Here is a 21,003-nt window from a genome sequence, read left to right as displayed (position 1 = left end):
GGGACACCCTGCAGTGGAATGGATTTAGCAGCCCATGGCCGTAAGGTCAGCGTATGGGTGCCACCCCGCTCGCCGACAACGTCCTCACGGATCGGCTGCTGCGCAGCTGGTTGCGTTGCCGCCGAAAGGCATGGCTGGATCGCCATGGAGATGTCAATCAGCGGCGATGGACCGCCCATCGCAACCTGCTGCTTGATGATCAGCAACGATCATTTGTTGCGTTGCTTCCGCATAAGCCAGGCCATGGCGTAGCCGCCTGTGCTGCTGGTGAAGAAGGGATAGTGGGGTTGCGTCTTAAAGGGGCAGGACCCTCTGGTGAGCGCGTAGAGGCCCATCCACCGCTGTTGCTTCGGGTGACAGGTCAAAGCCGCTGGGGTTCGTTTGCTTATCAACCTGTTTTGGCGCGCCAAGGCAGGCGGATCACGAGGGAGCATCAACTGCCCCTTGCCCTAATGGGCCATTTGTTAGAGGCCTATCAGGCGAGCCCCGTACCCGAGCTTTTGGTGTTGGGTGGCGGTGGACGTCGCCTGGAGCGGGAACGGATCAGGCTGACGAGTGGGCTGCGAAAGCAGCTCAGCGAGGCGCTTCGGAAACTCAAGGCCGATTTAGAACGACCTCAACCACCATCCTTGGCTGCGGATCGTCGCAAGTGCACGCTATGTAGTTGGCGTGAGAGTTGTAGCCGCGTTGCGGCGGCGGATGGCCATCTCAGCGAGGTGAGTGGCATCGGTGCAAAGCGGCGCGACATGCTGCAGGAGCTTGGGATTCATGGCCTCAACGACCTCGCATCGGCTAATCCAGAACGGTTGGCCGTTGAGATGGAACGGTTTGGTGAGCAGCATGGGGACGTTGCTCGAGCTCTGGTTGCCCAGGCCATGGCCCAGCGTGATGGCCTGGTCGAACGGTTGGATGGCACCCCCGCTTTGCCTGAACTGCAGGGAGCGCCTGGGGTTCTGCTCTACGACATCGAGTCCGACCCCGATGCACGCCATGATTTCTTGCATGGTTTTCTGCGATTGCCGCGTCAAAGCGATGGTCGTTGGGATCTTGCGGCAGCCACCTACCACCCGTTACTTGTGATGGCTGAGCATGGAGAACAGCGCAGTTGGCTTCGACTGCAACGTTTGTTGAGTCGATACGACGGTTGGCCGATCCTGCATTACGGCGAAACGGAAACCCTGTCACTTCGTCGTTTGGCCCAACGACAGGGTGCGTCTGATGCGCAATTGCGTCGATTGAAGCGACGTTTAGTGGATGTGCACTCCAGGATTCGGAGCCACTGGCGATTGCCACTCGGCAGCTATGGGCTCAAGTCGGTTGCGGCTTGGCGTGGGTTTCATTGGAGCCAGCCTGGCGTGGATGGTGCGCGGGCTTTGCTCTGGTGGCGGCAATGGTTGGGGGAAGGTCCGAAGCGTCGAGGTTCCCGTCATGGTTTGGCCTGGATTTTTCAATACAATCAAGACGATTGCCGAGCCACTTGGGCTGTGGCGGAATGGATCCTGAAGGAAGATCATTTGCTCAAATCAGGGCCGGTTTTGGATCAGCCGACCGCTGGACGCTGATCCGCTGGCAAGGGGTTCATGTGCACGGTCTGGCCGTCTGAGCCATCCAGGGTTTCCGCCCCAAGATGCAGACGCCGCACCAAAGCAAGACCGATGGACCCTTCCGGTGTGTCGAGGACACTGGTGATTGTTCCTGCTCGTTCGCCGTTGGCGCGCAAGGTGTCGCCGACCGAAGGCACGTGGTTGCAGATCCATCCCCTGAGCTCCTGCTTCGTTCCGCCGAGGTTGGCGAGCTTGGCAACTGTTTCCTGTCCGAGAAAACACCCCTTGCTAAGGCTTACGAGATCCGTCAATCCCAGCTCGAAGGGATTGGCATCAGCGTTCAACTCGCCAGCGCCAAAAGCCAGTCTTTGTTCAATACGCCAGCGCTCCAATTGCTTTGAATCAGCAGGATTGCTGGTCCAGCTCGGCGGTAATGGTGAGTCATGGTCGAGCCACAGCGCGGTAATGGTTTTGCTGAGGGGTTGAACGCGGCGCTGTTCTGTGATGGGTTGCAAGCGCACCCGATCTGCCGGAAAAATCACTTGGTCGAATCCCTTCGCTACGGCCGTCGCGTCGCCAGCAAGAACAAGCACATCCGCACCGTTGGCCCGAAGGCGAACTTCCAAGAGGGCTCGCAATCGACCAGTCGCGCTGAGCCAGCAGGTTTGAACCAAAGCCCCCTCAGGGGTATCGGTCATATCTGCGCTGGTTTGTCCTTGAAGAAAGTTGCGGGTTCCTTCCCCTTCGAGCCTTAGCAATGGGAAGGCTGAATCCCAGTGAAGAGCCCCAGTCATTGGTTGAGTGTGGATGCAAAGGCTGAAATTTCGGATAGCCGGAACAAGCTGATGAGCTCGAGTTCCGCGGCGTCCATGGCTGCCGCTCCTCCCTCCTCGCGATCCACGATCGTGATCACACGGTTCACGACGTAACCAGCTTCGCGCAGTTGGTTCACGGCTTTGAGGGATGACCCACCGGTCGTCACAACGTCTTCCAGCACCGTGATCAGAGCGCCGGGCTGTGGGAGAGGCCCCTCAAGCCAGGCCCCAGTTCCATGTCCTTTCGCGGCTTTCCGCACGATCAATGCGTCCAAGTTGTGGTGGGCCAAGGAGGCCGCCATGGCCACTCCGCTCACGAGAGGGTCCGCTCCAAGGGTGAGGCCAGCCACCGCAACGGACTGGTCCTCCACGTGGCTGAGCATTGCCGTGCTGATCAGGAGTAGCCCTGCCCCACTGAGGCTCACCGGCTTGCAATTCACGTAGTGCTCGCTCTGGCGTCCAGAGGCGAGGGTGAAATTGCCACGTTTGTAGGCCGATGTGGCCAAGCGCCGCATCAAGTCGCTGCGCTGCTCCTCGGTGAGTCCGGGCGAGGTGGACATGGGACTGGCCAGTGGTCACAGATGTCCTTAGTTTGCGCTGAGAGGGGACAGATGTTTGTGCCGCTGGGTATGAGGAAATTTTCAGCTTTGCTGACGGCCTTCATGGCCACGGCGGTTTCGGAGATGGCGCTTTCGCAGATGGCTGCCCCTGTCAAGGCTGGTCCTGTGGTGTGCACGACCACCCTTGAGGCGCCGGATCCATCTGCAGGGTCTGGCTTGGTGCCTGTTGAAGTCACCACCTGTGGCCCTAGGGAAACCAGCTCCGCATTGCTCAACCGGCGGATGTACACCTGGACAGCGCCCTTTGTCCGGGGCATTGATGTGACCCATCAAATCACCGACCTTTTGGGGATTGCAGTGGCTGGCAAGGGTGGTAACCAGCTGATGGGCTTTGGCTTCCCTGATCAAACGATTGTTTGGGACGCTTCCGCGATTGAGAACACCGTTGAGGCCTTGATCGAAGAGCAGAGCCCTCCCGGCCCGTGGCGCACCCAAGACATTGCCAATGGCTTTGGCTCCAGTCTTTCGTTGGAGCAGGGGCAACCTCCGGCACAACTGGAGATTCCCTTGGTTACCCCCTTGTGGTAACACTCGTGAGAGGGGGGTCTAGCAATCTGGTGAATGCAGCGAACTCATAATTCGCCTAAGGCGGGTTCGATCCCCGCGACCCCCATTGACGTCACTTGATGCGGCTTTTTCTACTAGCTGTTTTGTTGGTTTTGCCGGCATTCTTCGCTGCGGCGGAGGTGTCGTTATTGCGCTTACGGCCCAGTCGGGTCGAGTTGCTCGTTGAAGAAGGCCATACCGGAGCCCAGGCGATCCAGCGTTTGCAGAGAAGGCTGCGGCGAGCGCTTATGGCGTCCCAACTTGGCGCCACTTTGGCGTTGGTCTCCCTTGGCTGGGCCGGTCGAGGCTTGGGTGGGCGTCTTTGGTCCGATGGATCGCTCGGTGTGGCTTGGCGGGACGCCTCGTTGTTTGTGCTGATTGTGTTGCTGGCCACATTCCTCGGGGGATTGTTGCCGAAGGCGTGGGTGCTGAATCGTCCAGAACAAGCGGCTTTGCGTCTGGCGCCGTTGCTCGAGGTGGTGATGCGCTGTCTCGCGCCTTTGCTCAATCTGCTGGAGGCTTTTGCTGGCTTGCTGATGCGGCTTCTAGGACTAGCGCCCCAATGGGATGTTTTGGTGCCCGCCCTATCGGCTGGTGAGTTGGAAACCTTGGTCGAGTCCGGTCGGGTTACGGGCTTGTTTCCGGATGAGCGCAACATCCTTGAAGGGGTGTTTGCTCTTCGAGATACGCAAGTGCGAGAGGTGATGGTGCCGCGTTCCGGCATGGTGACGCTCCCCGCCAGCGTTTGCTTTGCAGAATTAATGGAGGCGGTGCACCACACTCGGCATGCTCGTTTTCCTGTGATCGGTGAATCCCTCGACGATGTGCTCGGGGTGCTGGATTTACGGCAGATGGCTGAACCGATTGCGCGTGGACAGCTGGAGTCCAATTCGCCCTTGGAGCCCTATCTCCAACCTGCGGTTCGGGTTTTGGAAACCTCCACGCTGGCCGAATTGCTTCCCATGATCCGTAGCGGTCAGCCCCTGCTGCTGGTGGTAGATGAGCACGGTGGTACGGAGGGCCTTGTGACGGCCGCTGATCTCACGGGGGAAATTGTTGGTGACGAGGTTCAAGACGATGCCGATGAACCGGAATTGCAGGCGGAAGAGAGTCGACCTGGTTCCTGGTTAGTGGCTGGAGAACTTGAGATCTTTGAGTTGAATCGGCAGCTCGACTTAGACCTGCCTGAAGCGGATGACCACCACACCTTGGCGGGCTTTCTGTTGGAAAGGCTTCAGCACATTCCTGCAGCAGGAGAAGCCCTAAGTTTTCAGGGTCTGCAGTTTGAAATCACCGTGATGGCAGGGCCACGAATTGATCGTGTTCGGCTGATTCTGCCGAACTTGGACGAGGTTTCTGACTGAAGGCCGATAGTCTTCCCACATCTTTAATGGCTAGCCGATGTCTGCCGACCCCATCGTTCCGGTAAAGGTCGGGGTGATCGGCATCGGCAATATGGGCTGGCATCACGCCAGGGTGCTGAGCCTTCTACGCGACGCTGATCTCATTGGCGTTGCTGATCCAGATCCTGAACGCGGCCGCATGGCCACCGAACAATTCGGTTGCCGTTGGTTTGCGGATTACCGCGAGATGTTGTCTGAGGTTGAAGCGGTCTGTATTGCAGTGCCGACCTTGCTGCATCACCCGGTTGGTTTGGCCTGTCTCCAAGCTGGTCTTCACGTTTTGATCGAAAAACCGATTGCTGCCAGCCAAGACGAAGCCACGGCACTGATCAATGCGGCCCATCAGGCTCACCGCCTTTTACAGGTGGGGCATATCGAACGGTTTAATCCCGCCTTCCGAGAACTCATCAAGGTGGTGGCGAATGAAGAGGTTGTGGTGTTGGAAGGCCGTCGTCATAGCCCACACTCCGATCGGGCTAACGACGTTTCGGTGGTGCTTGATCTAATGATTCACGACATTGATTTGGTCTTGGAGTTGGCCCAAGCTCCGGTGGTGCGACTAGCGGCTGCTGGAGGACGTAGTGCTGAGGGACCCATCGATTATGTGAACGCAACACTTGGTTTTGAAAACGGGGTGGTGGCAAGCCTGACGGCCAGCAAGATGAGCCATCGCAAGATTCGCAGTCTGAGTGCGCACTGCCGTTCCAGCTTGGTGGAAACGGATTTTCTCAATCACACCCTGCACATTCATCGTCGTGCCCATGAGTGGGTCTCTGCCGATCATGGAGAACTGCTGTATCGAAACGATGGATTCATCGAAGAGGTCAGCACCACGTCGATCGAACCCTTGTACGCCGAACTAGAACATTTTCTCCAATGCGTTCGAGGACGGGAGACTCCAGCGGTGGATGGTCTTCAGGCCTCAAGAGCGCTCAAGCTGGCTGATTTGATCGAGCAGGCTGTTGAACACCCCGACTCTGGTCATCCGCTGACCGCACCAATTTGATGCGAGCTTGATGGCCCTGACTCAGACTAGGCCATTTTGCTCAGCGAGCTCTTTGAGGGCAATCACCTGCCAGCGCCGACAATCCCCGGGTGAGGCCAGGTAGAACTGCCCCCAAGCTTGGGCTTTGTGCCTCGCGTAGTCATCCACATGCATCGATGGGTGGGTGTGTTGCCATCCCACCCGCACTGCATGGCCAATCACCACATCGAGTGCCAGATCATCGTCGAAGCGCACATCGGCATTGGTCTCAACGAAAGCCATGAGTGACAGCAAACACTCACAACACAATTGGCGGTATTCCGGAGCCTCGATTCGGCTTAAGAGGTGATCGACCAGAGTCGCAAAATTACGTTCCCCTGGGGTCTTTTCAAGGACAAGACGGCTATTCAGTCGGTTGCGGCGTTCCAATTTGTCGCCGATTACGAGGCCGCGGCAGTGCTGCAGCAAGGACCAAATCCCCGCATAGAAATCACGCGGCACTTGTTGGAGTGAGCCAAGGCGAATTCGGTGTTGCAGCCAATCACCGTTGCCCGGACGGCGTTCCAGGGGATCCGGCACCGTCCACTGCACACGCCCGCTCACATGCAGCTGCTCACTGCGTTTCAGAGCGGCTTTGGCATGGTCAACATCGGTAAGTACGGTGCGAAGACGGCTGCGAATCCTGTGGGGAGGTTCGCAGCAGAGGACTTCAAAAGCCTCGTCCTGACTCAAGCCTTGTTCCCCTGACAGTTCGGATGTGAGCAGCAACAGGAGTTGCCCGAGCTGGAGGGTGAGGCTCCCGTCGAGCAGCGATGGCTCGCGTCGGACCATGCTGTCTAGGGCGAGCAACAGCTCTTGTTCCAGCATCCGCTCGCGGGCATCAATCCCGCTGGTGCGTTCGATCCGCTCAGCGATCGCGGTGCTGTCTTGCGGTTGGTTTAAACGGGACTCACCGGTGTAATTGCGGCCCACCACCACCTGTTTTTGGCGGACAAGCAAATCGGTTAGGGCATCTTCGAGCTGGGGGTGCACCATTCCCATAGCGCCCGCACAACGACGCACCACATTCCAGTCTTGGCAGCGCAAGCCGTGTTGATACACCTCCGCTAACAGCTGTCGAAGCTCGATCGGGCGCTTTCCACGACTGAGCTGAACTTTTTGTGAGCCCAAACGGCGCTGGAGAAGTTCCAAAACCTCCGCTTGTTCGTGCAACAAGGAACTGCTCCATAACCGCTGCGTGAGTTGTTCAATCGAGATGTCATCGAGTTCTTGCTCTTCGGCAGCGGTGAGATCACGAAGATCCGTGGCATCGCGGAGCACGATGGCTGGAGTGGCGTTGATGTCGCGTAGGGGCGTTTGATTGTTTGGCAGATCGGCCCATTGCCCCTGTGCTGCTAGTCGACTGAGGTAATCGCATTGCACTGAAATGGTCTGGAGGGAGCCGCTCTCGAGCTGTCGACTGAGTTGGATGTAAATCTCAGGATTTTGTTGAAAGAGTGCGCTGTTAACGGGAATCACAAGCAGAGGCAGTCCGCTTCCTCTCCAGTGACGTTGGAGTAAGTGCAGTTCATCGACAACGCTGTCGAGCAGTTGCTGCGTGTCGTCCGCGAGGTAGCTGTTGCTGTCCTCTAAAACGGTGGGTGTAAACACCAGTTGTTGTCCGTTGTGTCGATAAAACCGAGCGGTTTCTTCGGTTTCGACTCGATGTCCTGGGCGGCCGCTGAGGCCGAGGCGTGTGTTGTTGCCGGCTGATTTCAGATGGTTTTTGAGGGAGGAGGAGGAGTGGACGCTGATTGTTTCCTCTGCATCGACGGGGCAGCCAGCGGCGATCAGCGCCTCCCGTACATCGTCTGTTTGAGGTGCAAAGGCCACCAGCACTGAGTCCGCACCGAGCGCTGCGGGTGTGCGTCGGTTGCAGGGATCGATATCGGCTGGGGTGATCAGTCGTTCCAGCAGCATTTCTCCGAGCCAGGCCAAGCTCTGGGTCCAGATCAACGGAAGGTTGGTGTTGGCAATACGGCGTTGGCTGCCAGGGTTGCGTCTCTCGTTCTCGATCGCATCCCTCTCCACCAAATAAAGCTCGGGATACAGCGCGTCACCGTTGGTCTGAACGGCCAGCCTTTTCAATTTGGTGTGCCAGCTTTGAGCTTCATCCCACCGCTGTTCACAGCAAGCTGTGACCAGTTCGAAGGCGAGGAATAGGGGCCATTCCGATTCGATCCCTTCGAACTTGGACAGCTCTTCAGGTTCGTAGTGCAGTCGGCTCGCATCTTCCACGACGGTTTGATGTCCGTCTCTGAGAAAGCGTTTGTAGCCGTAATGGCCCCCAAGTTCCCGTCGGATCCGCCGCAGGGTCCGCTCCACCAAGTCGGAGTCCTCCACGGCCCATGCCGGATAGCCCACCACCGATAAGCAGGCGCTATCGGCTTCTTTGCTGGCGGATTCCCTGGGTAGCAAGCCCACCAAGGCCCGCCGTAGCCGCACGATCGCCCCTTGTGGAATCAAAACGCGGCAAGACCCATTCCCATGGGGTCCATAAAGATCGAGCCCGTCGAGGGCTTCTAGAGCGGCTTTGGCCATGCCGATCGAGCTGGCATTGCGCTCGGGACAACCATGGTTCGCTTTATCACCCCGCTCCCAAATGCCGTAATCCGGGATGCGGTATGCCCGAGCGATGTAGTGGATCAAGTTCTGAATGAAGTCGGCTTCGTCCCGACTCCGGATCACGGCACATCCACCCCGTGTCAGCTGACCAAGCTGGAGAAGAAATAACGAAGTGGCATCGAGCTGCAGGTGACCCCAAGCGTCGTCGTCGACGACGGGGTCCCCCGAGCATCCGTCGTATTTCGCATGAAGAGCATCCAGCGGATTCAGACTGGTTTTGAAGCGTTCCACCTTGTTCGCCTGGCGCAGCATGGAGCGCAACAGACCGCGCATGAGTGCGACGACGTGTTGCTCCAATTCCCAGGCTCTGGGGCTGCTGCTCCCATCACGCCGACGATGGGCGAGGGTGAGCCCCCAGACGCACTGGATGGAGTACACACAGTCGCGAACCCAGGCATCGCCGTAGTTGCCATGGATGGTGTGTGCCGTACTCGCGGGCAACAAGCCACTAATGGGATCCTGTCGTTCAAGGACCACCCTCTCGATGGCTCGATCGAGTCGCTTAAGAACCTCATCGCGACGGCTGTTGTCTTGGGGGAGTTCCGTCGTCGACACAACCATGCCTGGCTCGATCACCACTCCTAAATTCTCCAACGCGGACGGATGACCATGGATTCAGTCACGACAAGTCCTTATGACCATCGGCGTTGTGATGTGCTTGGTGTTCCGGTGGATGCTTGCCGCGATGTGCAAGCGGCTGCCTTAGGTCTCCATGCCAATGGAGGTGGACGCATTGTCACCCTCAATGCTGAGATGACGATGGCAGCTAGGGATGATGAGCAGCTTGGTGCTGCGATTCAAACCGCTCAGCTCGTAATTCCTGATGGCGCAGGCGTGGTTTGGGCCCTCTCCAAACAAGGCGTGCGTGTCGTCAAGAGTGCAGGGATTGAATTGGCTTGGAGCCTGTTGAGCTACGCGGCATCCCATGGCTGGCGCGTGGCCTTAATCGGTGCATCCCCCGCGGTGATGGAGTCGATCAGAACATCCTTGCCTCAGACGTTTCCAGGCCTCAACCTGATTCTCGCCGTGGATGGATATCAATCGGATGAGGCATGGCCCGGTTTGGAATCAGAGCTCAAGACCCTGCAACCCGATTTGGTCCTCATTGCGCTGGGCGTGCCGCGCCAAGAAATCTGGTCACAACGGGTCCAGCAAGGACAAGCCGGGTTGTGGATGGGCGTTGGCGGAAGCTTTGATGTTTGGGCCGGTGCCAAAAAAAGAGCACCCAACTGGATGTGTCGGATGCAAATCGAGTGGCTCTATCGACTGGTCCAAGAACCAAGCCGATGGAAACGCATGTTGGCGTTACCGGCCTTCGTTTGGCAGGTTGTCAAAACTGGCTGAAGAATCAGCGGAAACCAACGGATGCTTGCCAGACAAAGGCAAGCAGCAGGAAAAACACCGGGATCAAGGGAAGGATGTCGATCAGCGGCGAAAAGGCCTGATAGGCCTCGGGCAGCTGAGCCATCAAATCGAGGGTAAAGGCGGCCATCCCTAGCGTTAAACAGGCATTGAGATTGGACGCTACCACGTGTGATGGGCTGGTGAGTCCTCTTGCCAGGGAGCGAAATCCTCTGAAAAACAGCCCTCTTGAATGGCTTGAGCCATGGCATTGGTGAATCGCACTAGATGCGTGATGTTGTGCAGGCTTAGCAATGTGAGTCCTAGGAGCTCGTCGCTGCGAATCAAATGGTGGATGTAAGCGCGGCTATGGCTCGTACAGGCCAAACACGAACAGGTGGGATCAAGGGGCGTGTGGTCATTCCTGAAGCGGGCATTGCGGAGGTTCCAGCGTTCTCCACCCACCAGTGCTGTGCCATGGCGGCCTAGGCGAGTGGGGAGTACGCAATCGAACAAATCGATCCCGTTGGCAACGGCAACGGCCATCTCACGCAACGTGCCAATCCCCATGAGGTATCGGGGCCGATCCTGCGGCAAAAGTGGACCGATGTCGCGCACAATTCGATGCATGTCGTCCGTTGGTTCGCCCACGCTGACGCCGCCGATCGCGATGCCAGGGAGGTCGAAGGCGGCCACGGCTCGGGCACTTTCGCGACGGAGGTGGGGAAAGCAACCTCCTTGAACGATGCCGAATAGGGCTTGGTCGGTTCGGGTATGGGCATTCACGCAGCGTTCAAGCCAGGCATGGGTGCGTCGACAGGCATCTTTCACATCGTTTTCTGTGGCTGGATAGGGCGGACATTGGTCAAAGGCCATCGCCACATCAGCGCCAAGGGACATTTGGATGTTGGTGGCGTGCTCTGGCGTCATGTCGATGGTGCGCCCATCCCGCGGGTTGCGAAACACCACCCCCCGTTCATCAATCTTGTTTAGTTTCCCGAGGCTGAACACTTGGAATCCGCCTGAGTCGGTGAGCATGGGCCCATCCCACCCCATAAACCGGTGTAGGCCTCCAGCCTCTGCGACGACCTGTTCGCCTGGTTGGAGATGTAGGTGATAAGTGTTTGACAGCACCATCTGGGCCCCCGTGCGGGCCAGTTGCTCTGTGCTGATCCCTTTCACTGTGGCCAGGGTGCCCACAGGCATGAACCGCGGGGTTTGTACCGGGCCATGCGGGGTGTGAAAGCATCCACAGCGGCCCTTCGTGTGGGGGCAATGGGCGCTGATCTCGAAGTTGAACACGGCGGTTATCCCGCTTTTGCTGAACCTAAGGTTCAGCCGATCCAAGCTTGCCGCTGCACGTCATGGCAAAACAACGGATTTATCGCATGAAGGCTGGGATCGTCAGGATTGTTTTCCCTTGGTTGTCGGATTTGGCGGGGGCCTGGATTTTTTATTCGGTGTTGCCGGCCTGGCCTTGGCCGAGGCCCCGCTTTGAACGCATAGCCCGCTTTGCTCCATGGATTGGGCTGTGGATCGGAGTGCTGCAGGCCCTGCTGTGGTGGGGCTTGAGTGGACTGGGTTGGAGTGATGTTGCCTTGGCACCAGTCGTGATCGCAGGCGGTATTTGGCTTGGTGGTGGTCTGCATCACGACGGATTGATGGATACCGCCGATGGCTTGGCTGCTGGGGCCGCGAGACGCCTTGAGGCCATGGAAGACAGCCGGGTGGGAGCGAGTGGTGCGTTGGCCTTAGCTGTTGTGCTGTTGCTTCAGCTCGCCGCCTTGCTCCAGCTCCACGAGCAAGCGCCTTTGGCTTTGATCCTGGCGGGGTTTTGGGGGCGTGTTTCGCCCCTGTGGGCGATGGCCCGATTCGACTATCTCCGCTCGGATGGCACCGCGGGTTTTCATCGGCGTTATGGACAACCGTGGTGGGATGTGGTGCCAACGGTGGTTGCTTGTTTGGCCTTCGCTCCTTTCGTCACTCCCCTGCTCCTGCTGATTGGCGCTCCAGTCGCGGTCGGCGTTGCAGAGCGTTTGGGGCGTCGTCTTGGCGGCCATACCGGCGATAGCTATGGCGCCGTGGAGGTGGTGACCGAGGTGATCACGCTGTTGCTGCTGGCAGGGCTGGCTGCGGCCAACTGAGCTGAAATGCATTGCCCTTTGACGGCAGGTTGGTTTGGACCCGCCATGGCTCAACGCTCAGAGTGAGATGGCCACCATTGCGCTCAGCCAAGGCTCGAGCTAATGCCAATCCAAGGCCGGTACCAGGGCGATCGCGGCTGGTGGTGCCCCGTTCGCCACGTTGGAAAATCAGCTTTCGTTCTTCGCTTGAAATCGGAGGACCGTCATCCCAAACGCAAAGACCATCGGGCAGTAAGGCGAGACCGATGGAACATCCCGGCGGGCTGTAGCGGAAAGCGTTCTCGAGCAGGTTGGCAACGATCTCAGCCGTGCTGCCATCTCCAGCGGAGTGGGTGCTCCAGGTCGGCCACTCTGAGGGACCATGCCAGGGACGGCCCTGAAGGCTGGCTGTTGCACTGGCCCGCTCGATGAGAGGCAACAGGAGTTCTTTCAGGCTTTCCCGCTGCGGTGCTGCGCCAGGAGGGAGCAAGTAAGCCGTTGAAGTCTCAGGACCATTCGGGAGGCGTTGTTGCCCTAGGTTTTCGATCGCATCGATGTAACGCCCCAGTTGATGCTGCTCCGTCAGGATGCCGTCCACGAGGGAGATGTGGGCGCTATCAGGTTCCAGGCGGCGCATCATCAACTGGGCATAGGTGCGCAGTGCTGCTAAAGGGTTGCGGAGCTGGTGCACCAGAGTTTTGAGTTGATTGCGTTGCTGGTGGAGCTCCTCCTGCAGCTGAACGCACTCCAGATCGCGTCCGAGGGCGTGGCTGATCGCTAGGGCGCATCGCCGCATCTCCTCTTCGAGGTCTGCAGTCCAGCTGAGGCCTGGCGCGAGTTCGGCGCGAAGGGCACCAAGAATCAATCCACCATCCTGAAGCGGGTACCAGCGGCGCTCTTCACTGGCTTGCCTGAGTTCTGGATCCAGATCTGCTGCGGGCAAGGCACGGCTCGTTGACGACCATTGCTTGATCAGGATGAGCGGAGGCCCCTCTTGGTCTGGTGGCGCGCTTAGGTACAACCCGAGATGGGTAAAACCCATGAGCGACACCACAGGATTCAGCTGCTGGTCTGCGAAGTCGAGGAACCGATCAGTGAGTTGCATGGGCTTCTGACGGTGAAATGAGTCAGGCCCATCGCGCTGACTGACTTGATAAATCTGAGAAAAGTCTTAAGATCTGGTTATCGACCGAGGCGCAGCTCGTCAAGAGCGAATGCCCGCCAACGCGCATAAAAGTTGCACTCTTGATGCAATCGCGGCTACAGCAGAGACAGATGAGTTCTCCGCTGGATATCCACTTTGGCATTGCTGAGGTGTTGGTGTCCTTTTGACGGTTGGGGCTTTGCCTCTCTGTCCTGATGCGGTCCACCCCCAGCGTCCGACGTTTCCCGTCGACCCACTTGCGGCGAAGAGATCGAAACGGTGATTCCACTTGCTCGATTTCCGTCTGCCATTGCGTCCATCCCTAAATCGTTCTCCTTCAGGGGATTTCTCTATGTCAAAGAAAAGAAAGCGCATTAGCCGTCGCAGGCTTGCTGGACAAAGAGTTCTTGCGCATGTTCAAACGCACCATTTAGAGACTGGCGAATACAAACCTGTTACCGCCGCACGCCGTTATATCGCTGAAGGCGGTCTCGTACCACCGGCTTTGTTGAATGTGCGTCGTAACGAGCACACCACAGACCGTTTCTTCTGGGGTGAGAAAGGTTTGTTTAGTGCTCAGTACGCAGAAGAGAACCACTTTCTCTTTCCTTCCCTGAAAATTATCGTCGACTCCGTTGGCGAGGACACGTTGTTCGAGGGTCTGGATCTCACCTCCGATGACTGGGAGGAAATGGAAGAGTACGAATACGCCTTCGTTTGATTAAGGCGACTTCAACATCGTTTGAAGTGTGTCTCTTAACGGCTGCATCACCTCCAATGGGATGGTGTGGCCGTTTTTGAATAGGAGGCCTTGGCAGCGCTCAGGATGAAGACGCCCCTTGATCATCTCGAGTGCACCGGGCGGCACGATCTCATCTTCACTGCCGTGCATGGCGAGAACGGGGGGATGATCAAGGGGTGGCTGCCAATCGGGATGGGGGTAGCCGCTGCAAGTGATCACGCCAGCGAGGGGAAGCCTGCAGCCGCAGCTGAGGGCCATCGCTCCACCTTGCGAAAAGCCAAATAAAACGGTGCGCTCGAGCGGAATGCCATCCCTCGCGACGTCGAGTAAGCGTGATGTGAGCTGTTGAACAGCGGTGGGGACTGCATCCCAGTCCGATGGAAAGAGTCCATACCACTGACGCCCGCCTGGTGACGGGTGTGGTTCTGGTGCTTCGAGGCAAACAATGTCCAGTGGTTCTGGGTGTTGGGCTGCTAACTGCTCGCCTAAGGGTTGTAGGTCAGCGGCTGCTGCGCCCCATCCATGCAGCAGCACAAGGCGTTGAGGCATCCGGATGTTTGATCAACTCATGCGTAGGTTGGCTCAAGACTTAGTCATGTCGCCTGATGGCTCCTGTCGCTCTGCTGAGTGTGTCCGACAAATCTGGGCTTTTGCCGTTGGCCGAGGCTCTGCATCGAATCCATGGCTATCAATTGCTCTCCAGTGGTGGCACCGCCAAGGTGCTTGAGCAGGCTGGTCTTCCGGTTACCCGTGTTTCCGAGTACACCGGGGCCCCTGAGATTTTGGGTGGCCGCGTCAAAACACTGCATCCCCGTGTTCACGGTGGAATTTTGGCCAAGCGTGGTGATGCGGCCCATCAAGAAGATCTTGAACAACAAAAGATCAAGTTGATTGATGTGGTGGTCGTGAATCTGTATCCCTTCCGGGAAACAGTGGCCAAGGCTGATGTCACCTGGGATCAAGCGATCGAGAACATTGATATTGGTGGGCCCACCATGGTGCGTTCTGCCGCAAAAAATCATGCAGACGTTGCTGTTCTGACCAGCCCAGATCAGTACGACCGTTTGCTTGAAGCGATGGCTCAGGCCGGTGGTGAAGTGCCGGCTGCATTACGCCGTCAACTTGCCCTTGAAGCCTTCCAGCACACCGCGGCTTACGACACCGCTATCAGCCGCTGGATGGCTCAGGCGGTGGCCGCGGAAGCATCACCTTGGCTTGAGGCAGTCCCTTTGCGTCAAGCCCTCCGCTATGGCGAGAACCCTCATCAGAAAGCTCGTTGGTTCAGCCATGCCGAGCAGGGTTGGGGCGGTGCGATTCAGCTGCAAGGTAAGGAACTGAGCACGAACAATCTGTTGGATCTCGAAGCTGCTCTCGCCATGGTGCGGGAGTTCGGCTACGGCTCTGATGGAGCTGAGCCGGCTGTTCAGCCAGCCGCGGTGGTGGTGAAACACACCAACCCCTGCGGTGTTGCCATCGGTTCGGATGTGTCGACCGCACTCACAAGGGCCTTGGATGCTGATCGCGTCAGTGCCTTTGGGGGAATTGTCGCCATCAATGGCCTGGTGAGCGCTGCAGCGGCAGGGGAATTGAAAAGCTTGTTTTTGGAATGCGTCGTGGCGCCAAGCTTTTCTCCAGAAGCCAGAGAGATTCTTTCCGCCAAAGCGAATTTGCGTTTGTTAGAGCTCCAGCCTGCAGCGATCGATGCGGCGGGCCCAGACCACGTCCGCAGCATTCTCGGTGGATTACTGGTTCAAGACCTCGACGATCAAGCGATTACACCAAGCGAGTGGACCGTGGCGAGTCAGCGGCCTCCCTCTTCCCAAGAGCAGCTGGATTTGGAGTTTGCTTGGCGACTGGTGCGTCATGTGCGGTCTAACGCCATCGTGGTCGCCTCCAAGGGACAGAGCTTGGGTATAGGGGCTGGTCAAATGAACCGGGTTGGTTCGGCGCGCCTCGCGCTTGATGCGGCTGGGGATCAAGCCACAGGGGCAGTGCTGGCCAGTGATGGATTCTTCCCGTTTGACGACACCGTTCGTTTGGCAGCCAGCCATGGAATCACGGCTGTGATTCATCCAGGTGGCAGCTTGCGCGACGCGGATTCGATCAAGGCCTGTGACGAACTTGGGCTCGCAATGCTCTTAACAGGCCGTCGACACTTCCTCCACTGAGGTGGGGGGGTCCCGTGGACTCTTAGCCTCGCGGCAGAGCCGTTACACCTTCAATGCTGGCCACCCTCCCATTCACGTTGAATTTCGCCCACCCATTGATGGAGTGGAGTTTGTTGGCAACCGGTGGTTGGGCGCTCTATCTCGGCATCAAGGTCAAGAGAACTCGAACCGGGACTCCCGAGCAGCGCAAGCTTCTTGTGCCCAAGAAATTCGCTCAGCGCCATTACCTCTGGGGAAGCATCCTTTTGGCGTTGATGACGCTCGCAACCCTGGGTGGAATGGCGGTGACTTACCTCAACAACGACAAGTTGTTTGTTGGCCCTCACCTCCTGGTGGGCTTAGCGATGACAGGAATGCTGGCAGTCGCGGCCTCGCTTTCCCCACTGATGCAGCGGGGAAATGTGATTGCTCGCAAGGTCCACGTTGGCCTGAACATGGGAATGCTCACCCTGTTTCTTTGGCAGGCCTTCAGTGGTATGGAGATCGTCAACAAGATTTGGACGAGCCGTTAAAAAACCTTTGCGTTCGTTGAGTCCTGTTTGTGGTTAGAACGCTGCTCGTCGTCGAGGCGGGCAGCTCAAGTCATGGGAAGCGTGGAAGTCTTCTTGCACTTTCCAGGTCAGTCGCCGCGAGATCTGACGCACGATCTGCTTGAGCAGGTGGTCACCGCTGGATTGCACAAGATTGTCCGGAAGCATGGTGATCACTTTTGGCAGACGTATCCAAACGGACAAATCAAGATCCCATTGAACCGACGTACCGACTTGCCCCTTGGGATTGGGTTCATCACCACTCTCCTCCAGGGGTATGAGGTGCATGCTGGCTTGAAAGTCAACGTCGTAGTGCTCTCTTAGGTCTTGCGCTTTGGGGGTCGATGGGATGGTTTCGATTCGATAGATGCCCTTGTGTTGGGGCAGGAGTCGTAGGGCAATGGTGGGCTCAACTTCGAACCCGAAGTTCCCAAATTTTCCGAGGGTGAGGTCGTAGGACTGGGCGTCGATCGGATGCACTCGCATCGGAGCGGCACAGCGTTCGAACCAGCCCTGGTGGCGATCTAAGTACTCCTCGACTTGGTCGCTTGCCGACATCATCTCCATCTGATCGGAGAACTCGCTCCGGTAGCAGCGCACCTGGGGGTCATTTTCATGACGCAAATTGACGGTGTCGGTGCGCGACAAGAGCAACAAAATCGAGAGTTGGCTGGTGCAAGACCAGGGAAAGATGAACCAATGTAAAGCTGATTGGCGTCAGTTTTCGCTGAGGCGCATCAACTTTTCGATGACGGCTTCCACCGCTCGATCTGGAGTAGATGCTCCAGACGTAATTCCTACGGTCACAGGCCCAGCTGGCAGAAAGACTTGATCGCGTTTCAAATCCTCGGACAGAGGTTTGTGTTCAATGGAGTTGATTGTTTCGTCGATCCTGTCAGGCGTATCGATATGGAACGATCGGATGCCACGACTGACGGCGATTTCCTGCAGATGGGTGGTGTTAGACGAATTGAAGCCCCCGATCACCACTAACAGGTCTAAGGGCTCGTCAACGAGGGAGAACATGGCGTCTTGCCGCTCTTGTGTGGCATCACAAATGGTGTTGTACGCCAAGAAATGCTCGTTTAGATCAGTGGGGCCGTACTTGCTGAGCATGGTGCGCTCGAACATGCGGCCGATCTCTTCGGTTTCACTCTTCAACATGGTGGTTTGGTTAGCGACACCGAGTCGCTCCAGGTCACGGTCTGGATCAAATCCTTCTGAACATGCTTTGGCGAAACGCTGCATGAATGCTTCGCGATCTCCTTTGCCGAGGATGTAATCAACAACGATCTGGGCTTCTTCGAGATCCAGAACCACGAGGTAGGTTCCGGCAAATGAGCTGGTCGCCAGGGTCTCTTCGTGCTTCACCTTGCCGTGGATGACGGAGGTGAAGGTGTGCTTCTTGTGCTTCTCCACGGTGTTCCACACTTTGGAGACCCATGGACAAGTGGTGTCCACGATGTGGCAACCCCGTTCATTGAGCAGTTGCATTTCCTGAACGGTGGCCCCGAAGGCGGGAAGAATCACAACGTCGCCGGACGTGACTCCTGAAAAATCTTTCACCCCCTTCTCAACCGGAATAAACAAAACGTCCATCTCGCGCAGATGATCGTTGACGGAGGGGTTGTGGATGATTTCGTTGGTGATCCACAACCGCTCGCTTGGGTAATGGCGCCGCGTCTCGTAGGCCATCGCGACGGCCCGTTCGACGCCCCAGCAGAAGCCAAATGCTTCGGCCAAGTGAACATTGAGGCGTCCATGGGTGAGCTTGTAGCCGTTATCGCGAATCGTGCCGATGAGTCCGCTTTGATAGGCCTGCTCAAGGTTTTCGGCTACTTCTTCGGCTCGCCCGAACCCGCGCCGGTTGTATCGCTCTGAGTGGTGGAGGGAGCGCTTGAAGGCGTGGGTGTCCATGGCGGGCGCTGTGATGAACTAACTCTATGGGGCCTGCGGGGGATTCAGGGCATAAAAAAGCCCGGCCGGTGGGCCGGGCTGAAGGAAATCCTTCTTGAGGACTTAATTCGTGGTGGAGAAACCTGCGTAGGCCTCCATTCCGTGTTCGCCGATGTCGAGGCCTTCGGTTTCTTCCTGTTCGGTGACACGAATGCCGCCGAAGAGGGCGCCGATGATCTTCCAAGCAATGAAGCAGGTAACCACGGTCCAGATGGCGTAAGCACCAGCGCCCAAGGCCTGGATGCCGAGCTGCTCAATGCCACCACCAACGAGAAGGCCGAGAGGGGAACCGTCGCCCTGAACATCAAAGCCCCAAAGGCCGATCACCACAGTGCCCCACACGCCACACACGCCGTGGACGGAGAAGGCGCCGACAGGATCGTCAATTCCAGCGTTGTCGAGGGCCGAAACGGCGAACACCACGATGATGCCGCCCACCAATCCAGCCACCCATGAGCCCGCCAGTGTGAGGTTGCCGCAACCGGCGGTCACGCTGACGAGACCGGCCAAGATGCCATTGATGATCATGGTGAGATCAGGCTTTTTAGAGGTGATCGTGGAGATCACCGTGGCGCCAATGGCACCACCAGCTGCACCCAGGGTGGTGGTAACAGCGACGTAAGGCACCCACTGGTCCATCGCGAGTTGGGATCCAGGATTGAAGCCATACCAACCAATCCAAAGGATCAGGCAACCAAGTGTCGCAATCGACATGTTGTGGCCGGGAATGGCTTGCGCTTTTCCGCCGACGTATTTACCGATGCGGGGACCAAGCAACATGGCGCCTACCAAACCAGCCCAGGCACCCACGGAGTGCACGATTGAGGAACCGGCGAAATCGATGAATTCCTTGTTGCCGATGCTGTTGAGCCAACCACCGTTCCATTCCCAGCTGCCGGCAACTGGATAAATGAAGGCGGTGAGCACGAGGGCAAAGATCACAAACTCGCCGAACTTGATTCGCTCGGCTACCAGGCCGGAAACGATGGTGGCAGCTGTGCCAGCAAACGCGGCTTGAAAGAGGAAATCAACCGTTGGCACAAGGCCAGCTTCACTGATGGTTTCAGCGGTAACGGCTGGATCGAAGAAGAATCCTGCGAAGTACAGCCAGCCGTCGATCGCAGCATCGCCATACATGAAGGAGTAGCCCACAAACCAATAGGCGGTCACCGCGAGGGCAAATACGAACAGGTTTTTGGCGAGGATATTGACGGCGTTTTTCTGACGACACATGCCGGCTTCGACCATGGCGAAGCCGGCATTCATGAAGATCACCAGGATTGTGGCGACCAACAGCCAAAGATTGTTAGCGAGAAAAGCTGCTGATAGTTCAGGAAGCTCTTCAGCCTTGGCCGACAAGGTAAAGATGCCGAGGCCAAGCAATGCCAGCGGTGCGCAAGCGAGCCAGATGGCGGCGCGGTTGGAGCTGAATCCCCTGATGCTGTTAAGCAGCAGCATGGGACCGTTCAAAAGACTTGCTTCTTGAAGCGTTTTACGCTTTCGCAACGGTGGCGATTGATAGGCAGTTGTCATGAGCGAGAGAGCAAAAACTGCGGAAAAACGTGGAGGTGTATCCCCACGAACTTGTACAAGTTGTCGCCTGCTTTCGCCAATAAGTGTTCCTATTGCTACAGATTCTGAAATTTCTTGACCGGACGGATTCCTTGCCAGCTGATTTCGTTGGATTGGTAACGAAAACAGCAGGGAAGAACTTCAACGCCTGCGACTAATGCATCGCGAAATAGCGAGCCATAGCGCGGGTCTGCCTCGTCGCCTGGTGCGAAATCCATCACATCAGGACGACTTAAACAAGGAACCAAAACGGCTCTTGCGTTTGGAATCACACCCATCAATTCCACCAAATGTTTTTGGCCGCGCTCCGTCACGGTGTCTGGAAACAGGGCCGTGGTTCCGTCGGTCCAGGTTGTGTTTTTCACTTCGAGGTAGATCAGGCGCTGATCGGGATTGTTCTCAGCTGGAGTCAGCAACAAATCAATCCGGCTTCGACGGTTGGTCCCATAGGGCACCTCAGCACGGATGTTGCCGATGGCTCCCAACTGCTCGGATAGGCATCCGGCTTCGACCGTGGCTCGGATCAATCGATTCGGGAGGGCTGTGTTGATACCGGCCCAGCACGGCTGACCATCAGCGCCAGGAACCTCCGCTTGCTCCCAGGTCCAGGCCAGCTTGCGCTTGGGTGATGGCGCATGCCTTAGGCGTACCCGTTGCCCTGGGATAAGAACGCCCGTCATCGGGCCTGTGTTCGCGCAGTGGGCGGTTACGAGCTCTCCATTGCTGAGTTCAATGTCTGCCAGAAACCGTTTGTATCGCTTGATAAGAACACCCTCTTGCAGCGTTTCGAACTCCAGCAAGGGCATGCCCAAGGGGGGAAGGCCGGTCATGGCGCTAGCCGATGTCTCCC

Annotated in this window: 20 protein-coding genes and 1 tRNA gene; 10 read left to right on the top strand and 11 right to left on the bottom strand. The window is 57.5% G+C overall.

Translation table 11 applies throughout. The annotated features are described in order from the left end of the window. Nucleotides 1–53 precede the first annotated feature (53 nt). Nucleotides 54–1,562 (top strand): TM0106 family RecB-like putative nuclease, encoded by a 1,509-nt coding sequence (locus BL107_RS00540; protein ID WP_009788298.1) that lies wholly within the window; start codon nucleotides 54–56, stop codon nucleotides 1,560–1,562. On the opposite strand, the gene BL107_RS00535 is transcribed toward BL107_RS00540, so the two are convergent. Next, nucleotides 1,541–2,338, bottom strand: a complete 798-nt coding sequence (locus tag BL107_RS00535; RefSeq protein ID WP_009788297.1) for a folate-binding protein YgfZ — start codon at nucleotides 2,336–2,338, stop codon at nucleotides 1,541–1,543. The two genes, BL107_RS00540 and BL107_RS00535, sit on opposite strands and share 22 nt — an antisense overlap. Further along, entirely contained in the window at nucleotides 2,335–2,919 is a 585-nt protein-coding gene (pyrE, locus tag BL107_RS00530; RefSeq protein ID WP_009788296.1) for an orotate phosphoribosyltransferase, read from the bottom strand. The genes BL107_RS00535 and pyrE overlap by 4 nt, the downstream gene beginning before the upstream one ends. A 102-nt stretch (nucleotides 2,920–3,021) precedes the next feature. Between pyrE and BL107_RS00525 the strand changes: the two genes are divergently transcribed. From BL107_RS00525 to BL107_RS00510, 4 genes are all read left to right on the top strand, one after another. After that, on the top strand, nucleotides 3,022–3,507 hold the full coding sequence (locus BL107_RS00525) for a hypothetical protein (protein WP_232192708.1): 486 nt from the start codon (nucleotides 3,022–3,024) through the stop codon (nucleotides 3,505–3,507). Between the two features lie 12 nt (nucleotides 3,508–3,519). After that, a tRNA-Ile gene (locus tag BL107_RS00520) sits at nucleotides 3,520–3,592 on the top strand. 13 nt (nucleotides 3,593–3,605) lie between these two features. Next, nucleotides 3,606–4,889, top strand: coding sequence for a hemolysin family protein (locus BL107_RS00515; RefSeq protein WP_037987810.1), 1,284 nt, complete (start codon nucleotides 3,606–3,608; stop codon nucleotides 4,887–4,889). A 37-nt stretch (nucleotides 4,890–4,926) separates the two neighbouring features. Then, nucleotides 4,927–5,934: a Gfo/Idh/MocA family protein gene (locus BL107_RS00510; RefSeq protein WP_009788293.1), complete on the top strand. Its 1,008-nt coding sequence runs from the start codon at nucleotides 4,927–4,929 to the stop codon at nucleotides 5,932–5,934. Between the two features lie 21 nt (nucleotides 5,935–5,955). Here the strand turns inward: BL107_RS00510 and BL107_RS00505 are convergent, their stop codons facing one another. Continuing rightward, a complete protein-coding gene (locus BL107_RS00505) occupies nucleotides 5,956–9,138 on the bottom strand; it encodes a glycoside hydrolase family 15 protein (RefSeq protein ID WP_037988611.1) in 3,183 nt (1,060 codons plus the stop codon). A gap of 48 nt (nucleotides 9,139–9,186) precedes the next feature. Between BL107_RS00505 and BL107_RS00500 the strand changes: the two genes are divergently transcribed. Continuing rightward, nucleotides 9,187–9,921, top strand: a complete 735-nt coding sequence (locus tag BL107_RS00500) for a WecB/TagA/CpsF family glycosyltransferase (protein WP_037988609.1) — start codon at nucleotides 9,187–9,189, stop codon at nucleotides 9,919–9,921. 4 nt (nucleotides 9,922–9,925) lie between these two features. Here BL107_RS00500 and BL107_RS00495 read toward each other — a convergent pair whose 3' ends face one another. Further along, the gene (locus BL107_RS00495) at nucleotides 9,926–10,069 is read right to left on the bottom strand and encodes a photosystem II reaction center protein K (protein WP_037987809.1); all 144 of its coding nucleotides are present in this window, start codon (nucleotides 10,067–10,069) and stop codon (nucleotides 9,926–9,928) included. Nucleotides 10,070–10,101: 32 nt separating this feature from the next. Beyond that, nucleotides 10,102–11,220 carry a tRNA guanosine(34) transglycosylase Tgt gene (tgt, locus tag BL107_RS00490; protein ID WP_009788289.1) on the bottom strand — a complete coding sequence of 373 codons (1,119 nt, stop codon included), beginning with the start codon at nucleotides 11,218–11,220 and terminating at the stop codon, nucleotides 10,102–10,104. Between the two features lie 86 nt (nucleotides 11,221–11,306). Between tgt and BL107_RS00485 the strand changes: the two genes are divergently transcribed. Continuing rightward, nucleotides 11,307–12,062 (top strand): adenosylcobinamide-GDP ribazoletransferase, encoded by a 756-nt coding sequence (locus tag BL107_RS00485; RefSeq protein WP_006173504.1) that lies wholly within the window; start codon nucleotides 11,307–11,309, stop codon nucleotides 12,060–12,062. Here the strand turns inward: BL107_RS00485 and BL107_RS00480 are convergent. Then, on the bottom strand, nucleotides 12,022–13,146 hold the full coding sequence (locus tag BL107_RS00480) for a HAMP domain-containing sensor histidine kinase (protein ID WP_009788286.1): 1,125 nt from the start codon (nucleotides 13,144–13,146) through the stop codon (nucleotides 12,022–12,024). The two genes, BL107_RS00485 and BL107_RS00480, sit on opposite strands and share 41 nt — an antisense overlap. Before the next feature lie 391 nt (nucleotides 13,147–13,537). Here BL107_RS00480 and BL107_RS00475 point away from each other — a divergent pair, with 391 nt between their 5' ends. Beyond that, nucleotides 13,538–13,906 (top strand): DUF3155 domain-containing protein, encoded by a 369-nt coding sequence (locus BL107_RS00475; protein WP_009788285.1) that lies wholly within the window; start codon nucleotides 13,538–13,540, stop codon nucleotides 13,904–13,906. On the opposite strand, the gene BL107_RS00470 is transcribed toward BL107_RS00475, so the two are convergent. Continuing rightward, the gene (locus tag BL107_RS00470) at nucleotides 13,907–14,476 is read right to left on the bottom strand and encodes an alpha/beta hydrolase (RefSeq protein WP_009788284.1); all 570 of its coding nucleotides are present in this window, start codon (nucleotides 14,474–14,476) and stop codon (nucleotides 13,907–13,909) included. 56 nt (nucleotides 14,477–14,532) lie between these two features. Here BL107_RS00470 and purH point away from each other — a divergent pair, with 56 nt between their 5' ends. Both purH and BL107_RS00460 read left to right on the top strand, forming a co-directional pair. After that, on the top strand, nucleotides 14,533–16,095 hold the full coding sequence (gene purH / locus BL107_RS00465; protein WP_009788283.1) for a bifunctional phosphoribosylaminoimidazolecarboxamide formyltransferase/IMP cyclohydrolase: 1,563 nt from the start codon (nucleotides 14,533–14,535) through the stop codon (nucleotides 16,093–16,095). 53 nt (nucleotides 16,096–16,148) lie between these two features. Beyond that, entirely contained in the window at nucleotides 16,149–16,607 is a 459-nt protein-coding gene (locus BL107_RS00460) for a DUF4079 domain-containing protein (protein WP_009788282.1), read from the top strand. Between the two features lie 33 nt (nucleotides 16,608–16,640). On the opposite strand, the gene BL107_RS00455 is transcribed toward BL107_RS00460, so the two are convergent. The 4 genes from BL107_RS00455 to sfsA all read right to left on the bottom strand — a co-directional run bounded on the left by BL107_RS00455 (nucleotide 16,641) and on the right by sfsA (nucleotide 20,983). Continuing rightward, on the bottom strand, nucleotides 16,641–17,282 hold the full coding sequence (locus BL107_RS00455; protein WP_009788281.1) for a DUF1997 domain-containing protein: 642 nt from the start codon (nucleotides 17,280–17,282) through the stop codon (nucleotides 16,641–16,643). A gap of 60 nt (nucleotides 17,283–17,342) precedes the next feature. After that, nucleotides 17,343–18,542, bottom strand: coding sequence for a 4-hydroxy-3-methylbut-2-enyl diphosphate reductase (locus BL107_RS00450; protein ID WP_009788280.1), 1,200 nt, complete (start codon nucleotides 18,540–18,542; stop codon nucleotides 17,343–17,345). A gap of 102 nt (nucleotides 18,543–18,644) precedes the next feature. After that, nucleotides 18,645–20,114, bottom strand: a complete 1,470-nt coding sequence (locus tag BL107_RS00445) for an ammonium transporter (protein WP_009788279.1) — start codon at nucleotides 20,112–20,114, stop codon at nucleotides 18,645–18,647. A 95-nt stretch (nucleotides 20,115–20,209) separates the two neighbouring features. Further along, the gene (gene sfsA, locus BL107_RS00440; RefSeq protein ID WP_009788278.1) at nucleotides 20,210–20,983 is read right to left on the bottom strand and encodes a DNA/RNA nuclease SfsA; all 774 of its coding nucleotides are present in this window, start codon (nucleotides 20,981–20,983) and stop codon (nucleotides 20,210–20,212) included. Nucleotides 20,984–21,003 lie beyond the last annotated feature (20 nt).

This window comes from Synechococcus sp. BL107 (assembly GCF_000153805.1).
Taxonomy (GTDB): Bacteria; Cyanobacteriota; Cyanobacteriia; order PCC-6307; family Cyanobiaceae; genus Parasynechococcus.
This window is presented reverse-complemented; position numbering and strand designations above follow the sequence as displayed.